The sequence below is a fragment of the Acinetobacter sp. CIP 102136 genome (genome assembly GCF_000369685.1).
Classification (GTDB): domain Bacteria; phylum Pseudomonadota; class Gammaproteobacteria; order Pseudomonadales; family Moraxellaceae; genus Acinetobacter; species Acinetobacter fasciculus.
On record NZ_KB850142.1, the window covers coordinates 342,143 to 358,058 of the forward strand.

The following is a 15,916-nucleotide window of genomic DNA, read 5'->3' on the forward strand; positions in this document are numbered from 1 at the left end:
CTATGCTGTTCATGAACTGTAAACAGTTCGGTCGAATGTCCGAAGTTTAAACAGAATTCGAGATTATTCAGTCAGTTCTTCAACTTCTTCTAAAATAGTTTGTAACAAACGCTCGCAATGCGCATATTGTTGCAGTGATCTATTCATATTCAAAACCTCCTGCATCAGCTCAAGTGCCACCATAATAATCAGCTTGCTAGGTTCCATGCGTGGTGCTTTACGGCGAAATTCATCATATTTGTCATTTAATAACTGTGCCGCGCGTTCTAATTCTTCCTGCTTGTCAGGAGTAGAGGCCAAACGGAAACTATGCCCCAATACTCTGAGATCAATTGCAATTTGTTCACTCATGATGAGGCTTCCTCAGTCGCTTCAGTCGGATGGGCCAGTTGTTGAATTTCCTGTGCGTGATGATCCTGCGCAGTGCCAAGAATGGCCAGACGTTGAATAATCGCTTCAACCTTGGCTTTGGCATTTTCATTTTTCTGGGTTAAACGTTCAGATTCCTGAGTCAGACGCTGAATTTCCTGCTGGGCATGACGCTGTTCAAGGATCATCTTTTCCTTAACTACGCGCAGTTCATTCCGTTCAGCCAGAATTTCCTGAAAACGGTTTTTCAGGTCGGTACAGCTTTTTTCCAGACGACCATAACGGTCTGCCAGTGCAGTTGCATCATTATTAAGCAGTTGAAACTGGGCACGAGAATCCGTCAATTGTTCTGTCAGATTTTCATTTTCTTGTTGTTTTTGCGCAATCACGCTGTTTTTTTGTTCAATTTGCTGTTGATGTTGCATCATTGAAGAGTCTTGCTCTTCGCGCAAACTGGAATTTTCACTTTCAAGCCGTGCAAGTCGCGTTTTTAACACGCCGATCTGCACTTGTAGACGCTGTAATTCTTCTAACATATCGAGGTCGCACAGTGTTGCAAACAAAGGTAATATATAAGCAGTATAAAGATTGGATAAACGAATGCAAGACGATATTTCAGGTTGGACCGAATGGCACCGCAATTTTTCTTCAATTGAGGAAATTTCTAGCCCTAGCGAACTACATGGTTTGCTAACTGGCATTGTTTGTGTCACCCAGGCGCCAAGCAGTGAAGAGTGGTTACAGATTTTAGAAACACTGGATGTACCTGAACTGGATGCCGAAGCATTAGAGTTGTTGACGGGCGAAGCTGAAGATGTGTTTCATGCACTGTCTGAAGATGAGCTGGATTATTTACCTTTGCTGCCTGATGATGAGCATGTGCTTTCAGAACGCGTACAGGCTCTGGCGGACTGGTGTGCAGGCGTGGTCTTAGGTTTCGGACTGGCTTCAGGACATATCCGTCAGGATGAAGTTGAGCTGATTGAACATTTACAAGATGTAGCCGCAGTTGAATTTGAAGACTCAGACGATGATGATGAAGGTGAAGAAAGCTATCAGGAATTGTACGAATTTGTGCGTCTGATTCCTGTCAGTCTGTCTTTAGGGCGTAAAAAGGTCCAAGTTGAAGAAACGCCCCTCTTACAGCAATTTAGTCAAAAAAATCAGCCTAAAGTCGCTACTACAGAAGCGCAAAGTGTAGTCGAGATTTTCTCGCCTAAACGTCCAAGCTGATGAAATGCTGAGGTGAGTCATCACCTGCTTGAAATCAGGCATATATTTTGCTGTTTACAGTGAAATCTATAGTCTGATTTCAAGACTATATTCTAAATACAAGTATTGATCGATAAGAAGTAAAGTGTAATGAAGAAATTGACACAGGCAGTTTTTGAGGAGCGTCGCGCAATCCTCGCAGGGGAAATCGGTTTACGCAGTATCGCTATTATCGCGACCAGTCCGGTAGCCATGCGTAACCGTGATGCAGATTATAAATACCGTGCAGACAGCAGTTTCTTCTATTTAACCGGATTCGCGGAACCTGAAGCTGTGGCTGTGATTGAAACCTTTGACACTGAAGAAGAAGGCTATAGCTACAGTTTGTTCTGTCGGGAACGTAACCGTGAAATGGAAATCTGGAATGGCTACCGTGCGGGTATTGATGGAGCTATTCAGGATTATGATGCAGATGAAGCCTATGCAATTGATCTGCTAGATGAAGAAATCTTAGAAAAGTTACAAAATAAAGATCAGTTATTTTATCGCATTGGACAGCATGCAGAGTTTGATGCGCGTGTCGCCAAATGGATTGCAACTGCAAGTGGTGAAAGCCGTCGTGGTACTTCTGCACCAGCGCAAGTAATTCAGCTGGATCGTATTGTCGATGAAATGCGTCTGCATAAAGATGCAAATGAAATTGAATTGATGCAGATTGCTTCCGATATTTCTGCTGATGCACATACTCAAGCGATGCTAGCAGTACGCCCGGGCATGATGGAATATGCACTGGAAGCCGAGCTGAATTATATCTTTGGCAAAAATGGCGGTGTTCCGGCCTACAACAGTATTGTCGGTGGCGGTGAGAATGCCTGCATCCTGCATTATGTAGAAAATGACAAAGAACTGAAAGATGGCGATTTGGTCCTGATTGATGCTGCGGCTGAATATCAGCTTTATGCTTCAGACATTACCCGTACCTTTCCAGTGAATGGTAAATTTAGCCCGGAACAGAAAGCTTTATATAATGTAGTGCTGGATGCTCAAATTGCTGCAATTAATGCTGTGCAAATTGGTAACTCGTATAAAGAACCACATAATGTTGCAGTGCGCATCCTAGTGCAAGGTTTGCTCGATCTTGGCTTGATGCAGGGGAATATTGACGACATTATAGAAAAAGAAGCTTTTCGTCAGTTCTACATGCACGGTACGGGGCATTGGCTCGGTATGGATGTGCATGATGTCGGTGCTTATAAGGTTGATGGTGAATGGCGCTCGTATGAAGAGGGCATGGTCGTGACCGTTGAGCCGGGTCTTTACATCGCGTCTGATGATGAAACAGTCGATGCCAAATGGCGTGGAATTGGTATCAGGATTGAAGATGATGTGGTAGCCACTGCAAATGGCCCGCTGGTTTTAACTGCGAAAGTTGTCAAAACGGTAGAAGAGATTGAAGCATTGATGGCGAAAGCGCGCGCTGCTTAATTTGAGAAAAAATACGGAAAGCCGGTCGCGAGATCGGCTTTTTTTATGACATTTCTATGCCATTTTAAAAAAGAACTCCTAGCTATATCACATCGAGCAAAAAGTGATTTAGCTTACGTTTATATCGAACAAGTCAAATAAAACTAACCTAAGTAAAATTTACGGCTTAAAAATTGACAGGAAGTCAACACAGAAAATCCGTTTTTAGCATCAAAGCTACATATTAAATGGGCTGAGATTCTCATACTTTCTCTGATCCTTAAATAAACTTAAATAAGAGCAGGAGAACGCTTATGAGATTAAATACGATTGACTGGATTGCTTATGCTTTAACAATCATTGGTGGCATTAATTGGGGTTTAATTGGTGCATTCGATTTTAATTTGGTCGCTGCAATCTTTGGTGATATGAGCGCCTTATCTCGAATTGTTTATGTATTGGTTGGTTTGTCGGCATTGTACCTGATTTATACAGGAACGAAGTTGGGTAAAACAGTACACCACACAGATCATCATACCAATATTGTGCGTTAAGCTAATCTTCTTGGGCGAGTTTCTTGCAAGATAGGATTCATGTCTTCGAGTAACTTGCCGAGAGGATAGAAATAGTGTGGAAGATGAAGAAACCTCGGTAGATTTCCGGGGTTTTTTATTAGGTGTTTATACGTTATTAATAGAACCATCCCCAGATCTACAACAATGCCTAGCTAAAGATTGATGATCACTATCATACAAATAAGATTAGATTGTACATGGTTGGATAAATTTTTTTAAAATATCTGTTAGCTCAAAGATCGAGTTATATTTATACAATTATCTTAAAATAAGAAAAGAATAGTGATTGTAAATGGGCCTCCTGCTACTGAAAGTGAATATCAGCTCATTTATAAATGGCTTGATTCACAATTTTATCATTCAGGATCTACGAGCATCAGTATGTATTCAAAATTGTGCGAAGCGAGTAGATCGAGTTATACCAATTTGACTAGGTTTGCGATCGAATCGTATAAGTGCCAAATGAAATCACAACATTCCTTTTTTTAAGGCCGAGCTGATAAAAGTGAGTATAAATATTTTAGTTGCTGAATTAAAGACAACTTGGTTGGAGTTAAGAGCATATAAAGTTGGAGATGAATTTTCATTATTCCAAGAGTATTGTGGCGATGTTGAAGCATCAAAATATTTACAACGACAGATGCATACAACAGTCGGTCAAACTCAGCAGATGTTACAGAAATGGGCGTTAAGCTATTGGCAGCAACCGAGTGACGGATTTTCATGGGTGATTGCTGAGCGAAAAAGTCATCTGGCAATCGGGTTACTAACGATCATTCAACAGCAAAATAACAGCCTTGAAGTTCATTTCGGACTTGGTCCTCGATTTCAGGGTCAGGGCTATATGCTTGAGGCGATGAAAGCGGTGATTCAGTATTTTAAACAATATCTTACACTTAAATCACTGGATACTTTCTGCGATGCAGAACATATACAGGCACACCAAGTGCTTTTAAAGACAGGGTTTGAAATCGTTGAACGGATCAATGCCTATACTGTATTGCCGAAGTTAGGTAATGAAAAGCGTGATGTCTTGATTTTTCAATATAGGCTGGATCATCATGAAGAAAACTAAATAAAACGAATCATTATAAAAATTTAAAGCCTTGAGGTAAGATAAAACCAGTATACGTTTTATGTAATTCGCCATAGATGCGAATAAACAGATAAGGAAGTAAGCATGCAACAAGAAGTCATCATTGTCGGTGGTGGGATGGTCGGCTTAAGCCTCGCATTGATGTTGGCGAAAACCAATATTGCAGTCAAACTGTTGGAAGCCATCAAATATCCAGATTATGATGATGAAAATCTTGCGCCCTATCATTCCAGTTTTGATGCACGTAACAGTGCCTTGTCACGCCGTAGCGTGCAGATTTATCAGGAACTTGGACTTTGGAATGCCTTGCAAGAACATGCTACCCCAATTCTGGAAGTGAATATTACCGAACAAGGCAGCTTTGGTAAGGCCCGACTGAAAGCCAAGCAGGAAAAAGTCGAAAGCTTTGGTCAGGTCATTGAAAATGCCTGGCTCGGTCGTGTACTGCTGACCCAAGTCAAAAAAGAGCCATTAATTGAATTGATTGATGGTGTTCAAGTGACCTCCCTTATCCAAGATACAGACTTTGCTTATATCGAAGCTCAGCGTGGTGAATCATCACTAAAATTACAGTCCAAACTGGTTATTGCCGCCGATGGACGGGATTCTTTCTGCCGTAAAGCCTTGGGTATTGGTGCGTCAGAACATGATTATGATCAGGTTGCAATTGTGACCACAGTACAAACGTCTAAGCCACATGGTCATGTGGGCTTTGAGCGTTTCAGTCATTTAGGGCCTTTGGCACTGTTGCCATTGCCGGGCGAATATCGCCGTTCCGTGGTCTGGCCAGTGAAAAAAGGTACTGAAGGAGAATGGCTGGGAGATGAAAATGACCAGCATTTCCTCGATGCCTTGCAGGAAACGTATGGCGATCGTGCCGGAAAGTTCCAGAAAACCGGAAAACGGTTCAGTTTTCCCTTATCTCAAGTGTTAGCTGAAAAACAGGCTGTTGGCCGTGTCGTGTTGATGGGCAATGCAGCACATACGATTCATCCGGTGGCTGGTCAGGGTTTTAACCTGTGTATGCGTGATGCGCATGTATTGGTGCGTTACCTCAAGGAACAGCAAGCACAAGGCGCAGACTTGGGCGATGCTGCAATATTACAAGACTATGAAAAATCTCGTCTCAGTGACCAGCAACGAGTGATCAAATTCTGTGATTCAGTGGTGCGTGGCTTTAGTAACCAGAATCCATTTTTAAAGCTGATTCGTAATACGGGTTTAATCGCTTTTGATACGATTCCAGGCATCAAGCCACTGGTTGCAAATTATGCCATGGGGTTAAAAGCATGAGCTTAAATCAAACTAACGAAATATTAGACGTCGTCATTATTGGCGGTGGATTGGTGGGTGGGCTTACAGCGCTTCTGTTAGCCCAAGGTGGCATGCAGCCTACAGTTCTGGATGCAGCGCCAATTCTGGATGCAGATAAAACCTTAAAGGTGGCCAATCCGCGTGTCCTGGCTCTCAGTCAGGCAACCATTCACTTGTTAAAGACGGTGGGGGTCTGGGAAAATTTAGCACGTCAGCAGCCTTATACCGGCATGCAGGTCTGGAATAAAAATGGCTATGGCGAAATCAATTTTGGCCAGTCTTCAGAAAAAACACCATCGGTAGAGCAGGCTTTAGGCTCGATGGTGGAGCCAAGCATTTTGAATCTAGCTATTCAGCAAAAGATGCTTGAAGATGTTCAAGATTATAGAACACAGGTCAAAGTTAGCCGCATCGAACGTGGCGTCGGTGTGTGGATCATTCATCTGGCTGATGGTACACAACTCCAAACTAAACTGGTGATTGGCGCAGATGGTGCAAACTCCTTTGTCCGTGAGCAAGCGTTTATCGATATTGATGTACTGGACTATAAACAGGCGGGCATCAGTTGTGCCATTAAAACTGCACAACCTCATCAGCATATGGCACGTCAGATTTTTCTCGAAACCGGTCCATTGGCTTTTCTACCTATGGCCAGCCTTAATCCGGAAGAGCAGGGACACTGGCAATCGATTGTCTGGACCTTGCCAGAGGATTATGCCGAAGAATATGCAGCGTTGTCAGATGCTGAGTTTACCCAGCTATTAACCCGTGAAAGCCAGCATATGCTGGGTGGAGTCTTAGAGGCGACACCACGTGCCACTTTCCCTTTAAAAGCCCGCGCCGCCCAGCAATACGTTCAAGATGGTTTAGCACTGATTGGAGATGCCGCACATGTCATTCATCCACTAGCAGGTCAAGGGGTGAATATTGGCTGTCTGGATGCTGCCGTGCTTTGTGATGTTTTGCTGCATGATCAGGCGCGTGGCGTATGGGCACATGAGCAGACCCTAAAACGCTATGAGCATCGCCGTAAGGGCCAGAACGATGCCATGATGCACAGCATGTCTGCGATTGGCTGGATGGAAACCACATTATTCTTCCCGATGGTTTGGGCACGCAATTTCGGCCTGAAACAGGTAGAAAATCAGCCCATGTTGAAAGATGCATTTATGGCGCAAGCCAATGGTCTGGGTTTACTTAAAGACACACGCTACGCAGCTTAAGACAGAAATGTAAATTTTTTAAACAAACACCAATAAAGAGTAACGATTTTGTTTAAAAAAGATACGATTTTTTGATGTTTGGTACTAGGCGAAGGTCGAAGAGATTGCTAAATTTCACTTAATTCGATACCTGACTTGGAATACCAAGCGAGGGCCATTTTTGGGGAGATGCAAATGACAGACATGAATGATTATGATGACGACGTTGAAGATTCAATTGTTGACGATGATGAAGCAAAAGCCGCTGAAAAAGGCGCGGTCGATAGCACAGAGGTCGTCAGTGATACCGATCTTGTAGAAGCTGAAACTTTGACCGTCACTGCAAAGCTGAAAAAGCGTCAAGCACTTGAAGACGAGATTGCGGCTTTCCTTGCCAGTGGTGGTCGTATTGTTGAAGTGCCGGCAGATGAATCAGTAGCCAAAGAATAAGTTATTGATTAACTTGTTTCTTATAAAAAACACCACATTCAATGTGGTGTTTTTTTTTGCAAATCCAAACGTAATAGAAAATCTAAAGCAATTAGTCGTTTGCCGAAGTCAGTTCTAAAGCACGTTGATAAGCGACTTTCTTTTTGATTCCGGTTAAATCTGCCGCCAGTTGTGAAGCAGCTTTGACCGAAAGGTCCTGTAATAGGCGATTCAATAATTTATCCAGCTTTTCCTGATCCAGATCTTTTTCTTCGGTGGCACCGCCAATCACCAAAACAATTTCGCCTTTTTGCTGATTGTGATCATTGCTAATGAATTCGACCAGCTCACCCAAGGTCATTTTCTTGATAGTTTCAAAAGTCTTGGTGATTTCTCGCGCAAAACCGACCGGGCGATCTGCTCCGAAAACGCTGGCCATATCTTTAACGGACTCCAGAATCCGGTGCGGTGCTTCATAGAAAATTAAAGTCTGGGTTTCATCTTTCAGTTTTTCCAGATTCAGCAGGCGCTGACTTTGTCTGGATGGCAGAAAACCTTCAAAGCTGAAGCGGTCACTCGGCAAGCCAACAGCACTTAAGGCAGCAATAGCCGCACAAGCACCAGGTACAGGAATCACGCGAATATTATGCGCTTGTGCAGCACGGACAAATTTAAAGCCAGGGTCGCTAATCAGGGGAGTGCCAGCATCACTGATCAGGGCCATATCTTCGCCATTCAGCAGGCGCTGGATCAGCTGATCAATCTTGTTGCTTTCATTATGCTCATGGCAAGCGGTCAGAGGTGTTTGAATATTAAAGTGTTTAAGCAATTGTGCTGAAGTTCGTGTATCCTCGGCAGCAATAAGACTCACCGACTTTAACACCTGAAGTGCACGATAACTAATATCATCTAAGTGCCCGATTGGAGTCGCAACAACAAATAACTGAGCACTCATAGGTTTCTCCATGTGGAATAAATTGAATAATAAAAAATGGAAGATTAAAAATAAAATATTGGGCTTGTGTTTAATCAGCTACATCAGCAGCGTACAAGCAGAAGTGTTGATCATTCTACCCGAATCCGGACCTTTGGCGCGAGCTGCATCGAGTATCAAACAGGGATTTCTCAGCGCCTATGCTACTTCCGGGCAGAAAGTCCCATTGAAATGGGTCAATTCCAATCAGAAAAATATCTCCCAGCTACTGAAGCAGCATGTCAATAAAAAAACCAAAATGGTGGTGGGTCCATTGGCGCGTAGCGATGTAGAACAACTACTTAGGAGCAAACCTAAAGTACGTACCCTCAGCCTGAATGATGTAGCAGGGTCATCACCCCAAGTCTGGCAATTCAGCCTGTCCAAAAAAGAAGATGCCGCTGCCTTAAAAACCTTATTGCACAAAGATGGAATTCAACAGCTGCTGATTTTACGCCAGCCGGGCAGTGAAGCCGAGTATGAACTGTTGCTGATGTCATTGTTCAGTCAAAGTGATCTGAAATTCAAGATCGTGAACAAGGCGCCCATTTTTTTAATGCCAAAACAAGGGCTGTTATACCTCGGCAATGCAGAAGGGCTGGCTGCCATACCTGAATTAAGCCATAAACGGATGTATACCGTGGCCAATAGGATTAGCGAACAGCATAAACCGCCACGAGGAATCAAGTTCTGTGATGTACCTGTGCTTTATCTGGCTGACTGGCCGGATGTTCTACAGGCCTATACCAAAGAGCCGGTGGATATGTCCTATCAGCGCCTGATTGCCTTCGGTGGCGATGCCTGGCAGATCACCCAGCAGTACCTGTCACAACCGCATTTGCAGCATATTGAATTTCAGGGTAGAACTGGGCGAATTGAAATCACGGACCACAGTATTCAGCGTAGTCCACAATGTTTCCAGTACAGTGGCACAGGTGTCAAGCTACTATGAGCGAAAGAGCAATGCTGCGACAGCAATTAGGTGCATGGGCGGAGCAGCAAGCGGCTCAACTGATGCAGAACCATGGATTTCAGTTCCTGACCGCCAATTATCACAGTCGCTATGGCGAGCTGGATCTGATTCTGGTGCGTGATCAGGAACTGGTCTTTGTGGAAGTCAAAGCACGTGCGCAAACCCGATATGCGCAAGCGATCGAGTCTGTTTCCAGAGCGAAACAGGGCAAAATGCTCAAGACAGCCATGTGCTTTATTCAGAAAAATCCACAATTTGCACACTATTACTATCGTTTTGACGTGATTTGTTTTGATTTTAAACAGCAATTTGCAAAAACCATACAGCATGACTTTTCGCAATACCCTTATGATCTGGAATGGATTGAAAATGCTTTTACTTTTGATCAAGAGTTTATTAACCTTTGAACAAAATAAGGTCTAAAGATGCTTATATTTGCTTCAAGATCATTGTAAAGTTCAAGCAGAATTGACATGATCTGAGCTTGAAAACAGATTATTAGATTGAAAAAGACGTAATAAAATGAAGGAGTCTTGCTGAGTGGTTAAGCGTATTGCAATAACAATGCTGTGTGTCGCAAGTTTATCAGGTTGTGCAAGTTTTATTTCCAGCGGCACAGGTACGGCTCCTGTCGGAACTGAAAGTGGGGCGCGCACCTTGGGGCAGGTATTTATTGATTCCTCAATTGTCCGTACTGCAAAAATTAATCTTTATAAATTGGATTCGCGCTTTAAGCAGGCCCGGGTCAATATTGAAAGTTTCCATGGCAATGTCTTGTTGACCGGTCAGGTGCCGGATGCCCATTTAAAGCAACTGGCTGAAGATAATGTCAAATCCATGAGTGATGTCAAAGCGGTACATAATTTTATTACTGTCGGCAATCAGATCAGCTATAGCACCATCATGCAGGATACTGCGGTGACTGCAAATACCCGTGGCTTGATCATGAAAGCGACTGTGGTAGCGGATAGTAAAGTGCATGTGCATACTGAAGATGGCGTACTGTATGTGATGGGTCGTTTAAATGGTGCCGAGATTGCTGACCTGAATCAGGTGTTACAACAGGTGGGTAATGTCACTAAAATTGTGACCCTAATTGATAATGTGGAGCAATATTCAAGTCTGGCTAATCAAAACTTTGCCGCACCGGCATATGCGCAGCCGGGTATTGAACAGACGCCAGTGGCGATTGATCCTGATACGGTTGAACCGACCTATGAACCATAAGGTCGGCCAGTTTAAAACCCAACTCTCACAGCGTATTTTGCAGTTTCAACAGCACTATCAAGATTTCCGGTTATACGATTTTGGTAGTTATGCTTTAAATCGTTTAACTCCGAAACAAGGTTACACAGTCGAAACCCAATTGGCCTATGGCCTGAAATCCCGGCAACGCTTTGACCTGTTTCGGAGTCAGCAGCCTTTGCTCCATCGTCCCCTGATTGTTTTTGTGCATGGCGGTGCCTGGTTACATGGCGATAAAAAGGATTATCAGTTTATTGGCGAGGCTTTTGCCAAAGAAGGTTATGACGTGGTGGTAATGAATTATCATCTGGCACCACAACATATTTTCCCAACTTATATTCATGATCTGCATTTGTTACTGAATCATTTGCAGCAGTCGGCTAAGCACTTGCAGATCTGTGCTGATAATCTGGTCCTGATGGGACATTCTGCCGGGGCCTTTAATGTCATGTCTGCCTTGTACCATCCGCAATCTGCCAGTATTGACCACGGTCAAATTCGGGCGATTATTGGTCTGGCGGGGCCTTATCATTTTGATTACAAAAATGATCCGATCTGTGCCGATGCATTTGATCAGGCGGTGCCTTATCAGCAGGTGATGCCTTATTATTTTGTTAAAAATAGCTCAATCCGGCATTATCTGTTTATTGCCGAAAAAGACAAGATTGTTGGGCATTTCAATAGCCAGGATTTGGACCGCGTACTGAAAGAGAAGGGCAATCATAGCCATCTGATTCAAATTCCGAAACTTGGTCATATTACGATTGTGGGTTCACTCTCCAGTTTGTTTAGCCGGTTTTTCCAGACCAAGGCACAGGTGCTTTGGGCGCTCGAGGATGCATTTAAATCCTGATACTGATATGTTAGTTTAACCAAGCACTAGATAAAAAAGAATCCAGTGGATGATCTCCCCTGGATTCTTTTTTTGAGCCGTTGGGCTAAATCTTTCAAATACAGATTTACAGCCAGGTCTTGGTGTCGTCTGCGACGGGCGTACCTTGAGTCACATGCATGATCATGGCATGGGCAATACTGCCTTTAAACGGAATTTCAGGCAGCTGATCGAATTTAAAGAATTGCGCATCGCTAATTTCTTCTTCCTGCAGCTGTAGCTCACCGCCAGCATATTCTGCCTTGAAGGCAATCATCAGATTGCTTGGGAAAGGCCAGGGCTGGCTGGCCAGATACTGAATATTCTTGAGTTGTAAGCCAACTTCTTCTAGCGTTTCACGACGTACTGCATCTTCCAGCGTTTCACCCACTTCAACGAAACCGGCAATCAGTCCATACATCTGGCTTTTAGTATTACGTGCATTTTTGGCCAGCAGAATCTCGTCTTCACCTTTGGTAATAACAGTAATAACGCAAGGCTGTACCCGTGGATACTGACGGTAGTTGCAGGATGGGCAGACCATGGCATATTCAACAGCATGCGCTTCAGTCGCTGTGCCGCAATGACTGCAAAATTTATGGTTACGACGCCATTCTAAAAGCTGTACCGCACGACTGGCCTGTTCAAATTGCTGGGTATTCCAGAACTGTAACAGCTGACGGATGGGAACCAGTTGTAAGCCTGCAGGAATAGGCTCATCGGGAAGGAGATCACGGGCAATCACTTGATCACCCGTGTGGAGTAGCAAATCACTTGCTAAGGCTTCAACTCGTGGAAGTTGAAAGTGTTGATCGACCAGCAGTTGCTGTTGTTGAAAAATATAAGCAAGTGATAATTTGGACATTAGGCAACTATTTTGAGTTTCTCACTACTGTCCAATGCTACCTGAAACATCGCCTGTAATACAGGCTGTTTGTTCTTTAAGTTATCAATCATCATGTCGGCACTGGCCAGGGTGTCTAAAGCACGATGAATTTCTTCCGGACTTAATGCAATCGACAGATCAATACGGTTCTTGATGAATTCTGCAGTGGTGGTGAATGCAGTACGAACATGTTCTGCATTCAGGAACAGCATCGCGCCGCCAATCTCGCAAAACTGTACTGGAACAGGTTCGAGTGCAGTCAAGTCATGATCTTGCAGGTAATTGCTGAGAATCTGGCTAGAAAGCTCGATCAGGGCCTTGGTTTCTGTGAGTAAAGCAGCGTGTGCTTCATCCAGACGGTCCAGAGAAATATTCATGTTGTTGACGCGCAGCTGCAAGCGGCTCGAAGTTTGATGACGTTCCAGTACGCCAATCGAGTTCATGGCAGACAGAATGACATTCATCAACTGCTGGGCAAAGCTGGCATCCTGCATCATCTCCGGCTGGCTCAGTGAAGCGGCCTGACGGGTCAGGTCATGATAGGCTTCATTCAGGTTCAATACCTTGAAGATATTCGCCAGATTATTCAGTTGTGCCTGCAGTTCCTGAGTCTTTTCAGGCGTCATGTTCTGATAGTTGAACTCGATGTCATTACGAATTTGCGCCATTTCCGTGGTCACCAATTCGCTGATGGTATGCATGGTTTCAAAGTCTGGGCCATACAGATGGCGACTGAAGACCTGTAATTGCATATCGGTCAGCAGGTCATCGCCCACATTGAGCTGGCTACGGATAGATTGCGCAGTTTCATCTTCCTGACTGATACACAGGCTGAGCACATTGGCCAGATCAGCCAGCGAAGCCTTGAAACTGTCTGCCGAGCTAAAATACTGTGCCATGTTACGTTCAATGCTCACCAATGTGCGTAGGCGTGGCTCATTAATCAGCAGGTGATCAATATTGTTCAACGCGACATAGACCAGATTCCAGTACTGCTTGCTGTCATGTTGTTCTGCAAGTCCTGCCAGATAAGCCCCCACCAGTTTGATGGCTTGCAGATCCAGTTCACTTTCTTCCTGATTGATCAGCTTGTTGAGTGACAGCTTATACAGGCGGTGTACATATTGGGATTTTTCCAGACTTGGTGCTTGTGGCAGTGCAAAATCAGGGGTGACGCAATCCAGTAGCGATTCTACATGCTGGCCTTCAGTCGTCAGCGGTTTACCCAAAGCCAGTTCCAGACGGTTCAGGGTATCCAGCAAAAACTGTGGAATTTTCACTTCACGCAAACAGATAAATTCGATATAGCGTTTCAGCATGGTGGTGCCTTCACTCAAGGCGATCACTTCTTGAGTATTGACCTGCGCCGGATTCCCCATAATCTTGCGCATCAGTTCTGCTGAATATTGAGCGACTTTTGCCAGACTGGACATGTCGATGAGTGCCAGAACTTGGGCGCATTGTTCGAACTGATTTAATGCATCATCAATACCAAAAGGTAAAGTCTGGTCTTCTACCAAGGTGCTTACTGCTGATTCGACTAACTTGATCGAGTTATCAACCTCATTTTTTATTATCAGTAAAGCTGTTGGATCAAAATGTATAGAGGTTTGGTAAGACATGATCTGCACCTTTCCTGGAGTATTATCTATATATGAGCCCCGCTTTAAACTACGGGGCCTCTTTGTATTTACTATAACTGAAGAACGATAGTTTTAAACCTAAAGTATCCCCGGAAATGTAGATTTTATTTCGCGAAAAGGCAAGCAGTTCCATGTTTTTCTTCGAATTGTTTGACCCAATTCTCATGTTCCTGTAATTCCTGTTCTGACGGGAGAATCACCGGTAATTCAATTTCAACTCTGGCCATCCCTGAACGGCTGTTCTGGTCTTCAGACTGGGACAGGGCATCGATATCAAAAGACACCTGTCCACCGGTCATCGCCAGATAAACATCGGACAGGATTTCCGCATCGAGCAAGGCACCGTGGAAAGTACGGTCACGTTGTGGAATCTCGTAACGGCGCACTAAGGCATCCAGCGAATTTTTCTGACCGGGATGCTTGGACTTGGCCAGTGCCAGGGTATCGGTGACGTCACAGACTTCGGAGAGTGCTTTAAAACCTGCGCGTTTGAATTCCATATCCAGAAAGTTCATATCGAAGGTCGCGTTATGCGCAATAATTTCCGCGCCGTGTAAATAGTCAAACAGCACTTGAGAAATTTCTTCAAACAGCGGTTTGTCTTGCAGGAATTCGTCGGTGATCCCGTGGACATTCACGGAATCACCGACCGGTGTTTTCGGATTGATATAGATATGAATCGAGCTGCCGGTCAGTTTGCGGTTAATCATTTCTAGCGCGCCAACTTCAATAATCCGGTCACCATCCTGATAATAAAAACCGGTGGTTTCGGTATCCAGAATCAGTTGTCGTGGGCCATGCAGCTGTAGCTTTGCTGGTGTAATGACAATTTGCGGATGTAGCTCAGTCGAGGCAGATGATTCTGAAGATGAAGCATCGTCATTGCTGTCTGTTGCTAAAACTTCAGTCTGTACAATTTCTTCAACAGTCACTTCGATGATTTCTTCCAGCTCTTCTTCTTCGCTCTCGGCCAGATCAAGACCGAAAGGATCGTCTAGCAACCAGTCGGGTTCAGATTTTTTTTTATCTTCAGACATTGAAGGGCTTTGCTTGGATTTTTTCAGGGTTTCATCAGCACCCAGATTGGCCAGCTGATCGGCCATTTCATTGCCCGGATGTCCAGCATGACCTTTGACCCAGTGCCATTCGATGTCACGTCCTTGACAGACTTCATCAAGTTTTTGCCACAGATCCGGATTTTTGACGTCTTTCCAGTTTTTCTTTTTCCAGCCGTGAATCCATTCGGTAATGCCTTGTTTGACATACTTGGAATCGGTATAGATCACCAGTTTGTCTTGCTTGTCACAAAACAGAATCCCTTCAATGGCAGCCGTCAGCTCCATACGGTTGTTAGTAGTATGATCTTCACCGCCACAGATTTTGTGTTCTTGTTGGCCATTAACAATGTACGCACCCCAACCGCCTAAACCCGGGTTGCCGCGACAGGCGCCATCAACATAAAGTGTGATAGTGTGTGACATAGATTAAATCCGATCAAAATAGAACAAGCTGGAAGGCTTATTGTATAGCGCAAATGCAGTCGATCAATCTATATGTCCAGGATTTTTTAATTTCTTGTAACATTTAACGTGAAATCGCGGTAAATTATTGGCTTGAGTCTTCGACATGCTTCACTACAATGGCATATCTAAAAAATAAATTTA

At 44.1% G+C, this 15,916-nt stretch carries 17 protein-coding genes; 11 read left to right on the plus strand and 6 right to left on the minus strand.

Annotated features, from left to right (window positions below; translation table 11 throughout):
• Positions 1–63 precede the first annotated feature (63 nt).
• Positions 64–351, minus strand: a complete 288-nt coding sequence (locus F893_RS07070) for a cell division protein ZapA (protein WP_004279505.1) — start codon at positions 349–351, stop codon at positions 64–66.
• Complete coding sequence (locus F893_RS07075; protein WP_004279506.1) at positions 348–905, minus strand: hypothetical protein; 558 nt, start codon at positions 903–905, stop codon at positions 348–350. The genes F893_RS07070 and F893_RS07075 overlap by 4 nt, the downstream gene beginning before the upstream one ends.
• Positions 906–969: 64 nt before the next feature.
• On the opposite strand from F893_RS07075, the gene F893_RS07080 reads away from it, so the two are divergent.
• The 7 genes from F893_RS07080 to F893_RS07110 all read left to right on the plus strand — a co-directional run bounded on the left by F893_RS07080 (position 970) and on the right by F893_RS07110 (position 7,682).
• Positions 970–1,602, plus strand: a complete 633-nt coding sequence (locus F893_RS07080; RefSeq protein ID WP_004279508.1) for a UPF0149 family protein — start codon at positions 970–972, stop codon at positions 1,600–1,602.
• Positions 1,603–1,731: 129 nt separating this feature from the next.
• Complete coding sequence (gene pepP, locus F893_RS07085) at positions 1,732–3,066, plus strand: Xaa-Pro aminopeptidase (protein ID WP_004279509.1); 1,335 nt, start codon at positions 1,732–1,734, stop codon at positions 3,064–3,066.
• Positions 3,067–3,359: 293 nt separating this feature from the next.
• Entirely contained in the window at positions 3,360–3,599 is a 240-nt protein-coding gene (locus F893_RS07090; RefSeq protein ID WP_004279510.1) for a DUF378 domain-containing protein, read from the plus strand.
• Positions 3,600–4,125: 526 nt separating this feature from the next.
• Positions 4,126–4,695 (plus strand): GNAT family N-acetyltransferase, encoded by a 570-nt coding sequence (locus F893_RS07095; RefSeq protein WP_004279513.1) that lies wholly within the window; start codon positions 4,126–4,128, stop codon positions 4,693–4,695.
• Positions 4,696–4,800: 105 nt separating this feature from the next.
• Complete coding sequence (gene ubiH / locus F893_RS07100; protein WP_004279515.1) at positions 4,801–6,009, plus strand: 2-octaprenyl-6-methoxyphenyl hydroxylase; 1,209 nt, start codon at positions 4,801–4,803, stop codon at positions 6,007–6,009.
• Positions 6,006–7,253, plus strand: a complete 1,248-nt coding sequence (locus tag F893_RS07105) for an FAD-dependent monooxygenase (protein WP_004279517.1) — start codon at positions 6,006–6,008, stop codon at positions 7,251–7,253. Before ubiH ends, F893_RS07105 begins: the two co-directional genes overlap by 4 nt.
• A gap of 174 nt (positions 7,254–7,427) precedes the next feature.
• Positions 7,428–7,682, plus strand: coding sequence for a hypothetical protein (locus F893_RS07110; RefSeq protein WP_004646359.1), 255 nt, complete (start codon positions 7,428–7,430; stop codon positions 7,680–7,682).
• Between the two features lie 91 nt (positions 7,683–7,773).
• On the opposite strand, the gene rsmI is transcribed toward F893_RS07110, so the two are convergent.
• Complete coding sequence (gene rsmI / locus F893_RS07115; protein ID WP_004279519.1) at positions 7,774–8,616, minus strand: 16S rRNA (cytidine(1402)-2'-O)-methyltransferase; 843 nt, start codon at positions 8,614–8,616, stop codon at positions 7,774–7,776.
• Between the two features lie 10 nt (positions 8,617–8,626).
• Between rsmI and F893_RS07120 the strand changes: the two genes are divergently transcribed.
• From F893_RS07120 to F893_RS07135, 4 genes are all read left to right on the plus strand, one after another.
• Positions 8,627–9,586 (plus strand): penicillin-binding protein activator, encoded by a 960-nt coding sequence (locus F893_RS07120; RefSeq protein WP_004730204.1) that lies wholly within the window; start codon positions 8,627–8,629, stop codon positions 9,584–9,586.
• 11 nt (positions 9,587–9,597) lie between these two features.
• Entirely contained in the window at positions 9,598–10,014 is a 417-nt protein-coding gene (locus F893_RS07125; protein WP_004279521.1) for a YraN family protein, read from the plus strand.
• 133 nt (positions 10,015–10,147) lie between these two features.
• Positions 10,148–10,834, plus strand: coding sequence for a BON domain-containing protein (locus F893_RS07130; protein ID WP_004279522.1), 687 nt, complete (start codon positions 10,148–10,150; stop codon positions 10,832–10,834).
• Positions 10,824–11,705 carry an alpha/beta hydrolase gene (locus F893_RS07135; protein ID WP_004279524.1) on the plus strand — a complete coding sequence of 294 codons (882 nt, stop codon included), beginning with the start codon at positions 10,824–10,826 and terminating at the stop codon, positions 11,703–11,705. The genes F893_RS07130 and F893_RS07135 overlap by 11 nt, the downstream gene beginning before the upstream one ends.
• Before the next feature lie 106 nt (positions 11,706–11,811).
• Here the strand turns inward: F893_RS07135 and nudC are convergent, their stop codons facing one another.
• From nudC to dnaQ, 3 genes are all read right to left on the minus strand, one after another.
• A complete protein-coding gene (gene nudC / locus F893_RS07140; RefSeq protein WP_004730202.1) occupies positions 11,812–12,588 on the minus strand; it encodes an NAD(+) diphosphatase in 777 nt (258 codons plus the stop codon).
• A complete protein-coding gene (locus tag F893_RS07145) occupies positions 12,588–14,231 on the minus strand; it encodes a hypothetical protein (protein ID WP_004279527.1) in 1,644 nt (547 codons plus the stop codon). Before F893_RS07145 ends, nudC begins: the two co-directional genes overlap by 1 nt.
• A gap of 125 nt (positions 14,232–14,356) precedes the next feature.
• Positions 14,357–15,733, minus strand: a complete 1,377-nt coding sequence (gene dnaQ, locus F893_RS07150; RefSeq protein WP_004279528.1) for a DNA polymerase III subunit epsilon — start codon at positions 15,731–15,733, stop codon at positions 14,357–14,359.
• Positions 15,734–15,916: the final 183 nt, after the last annotated feature.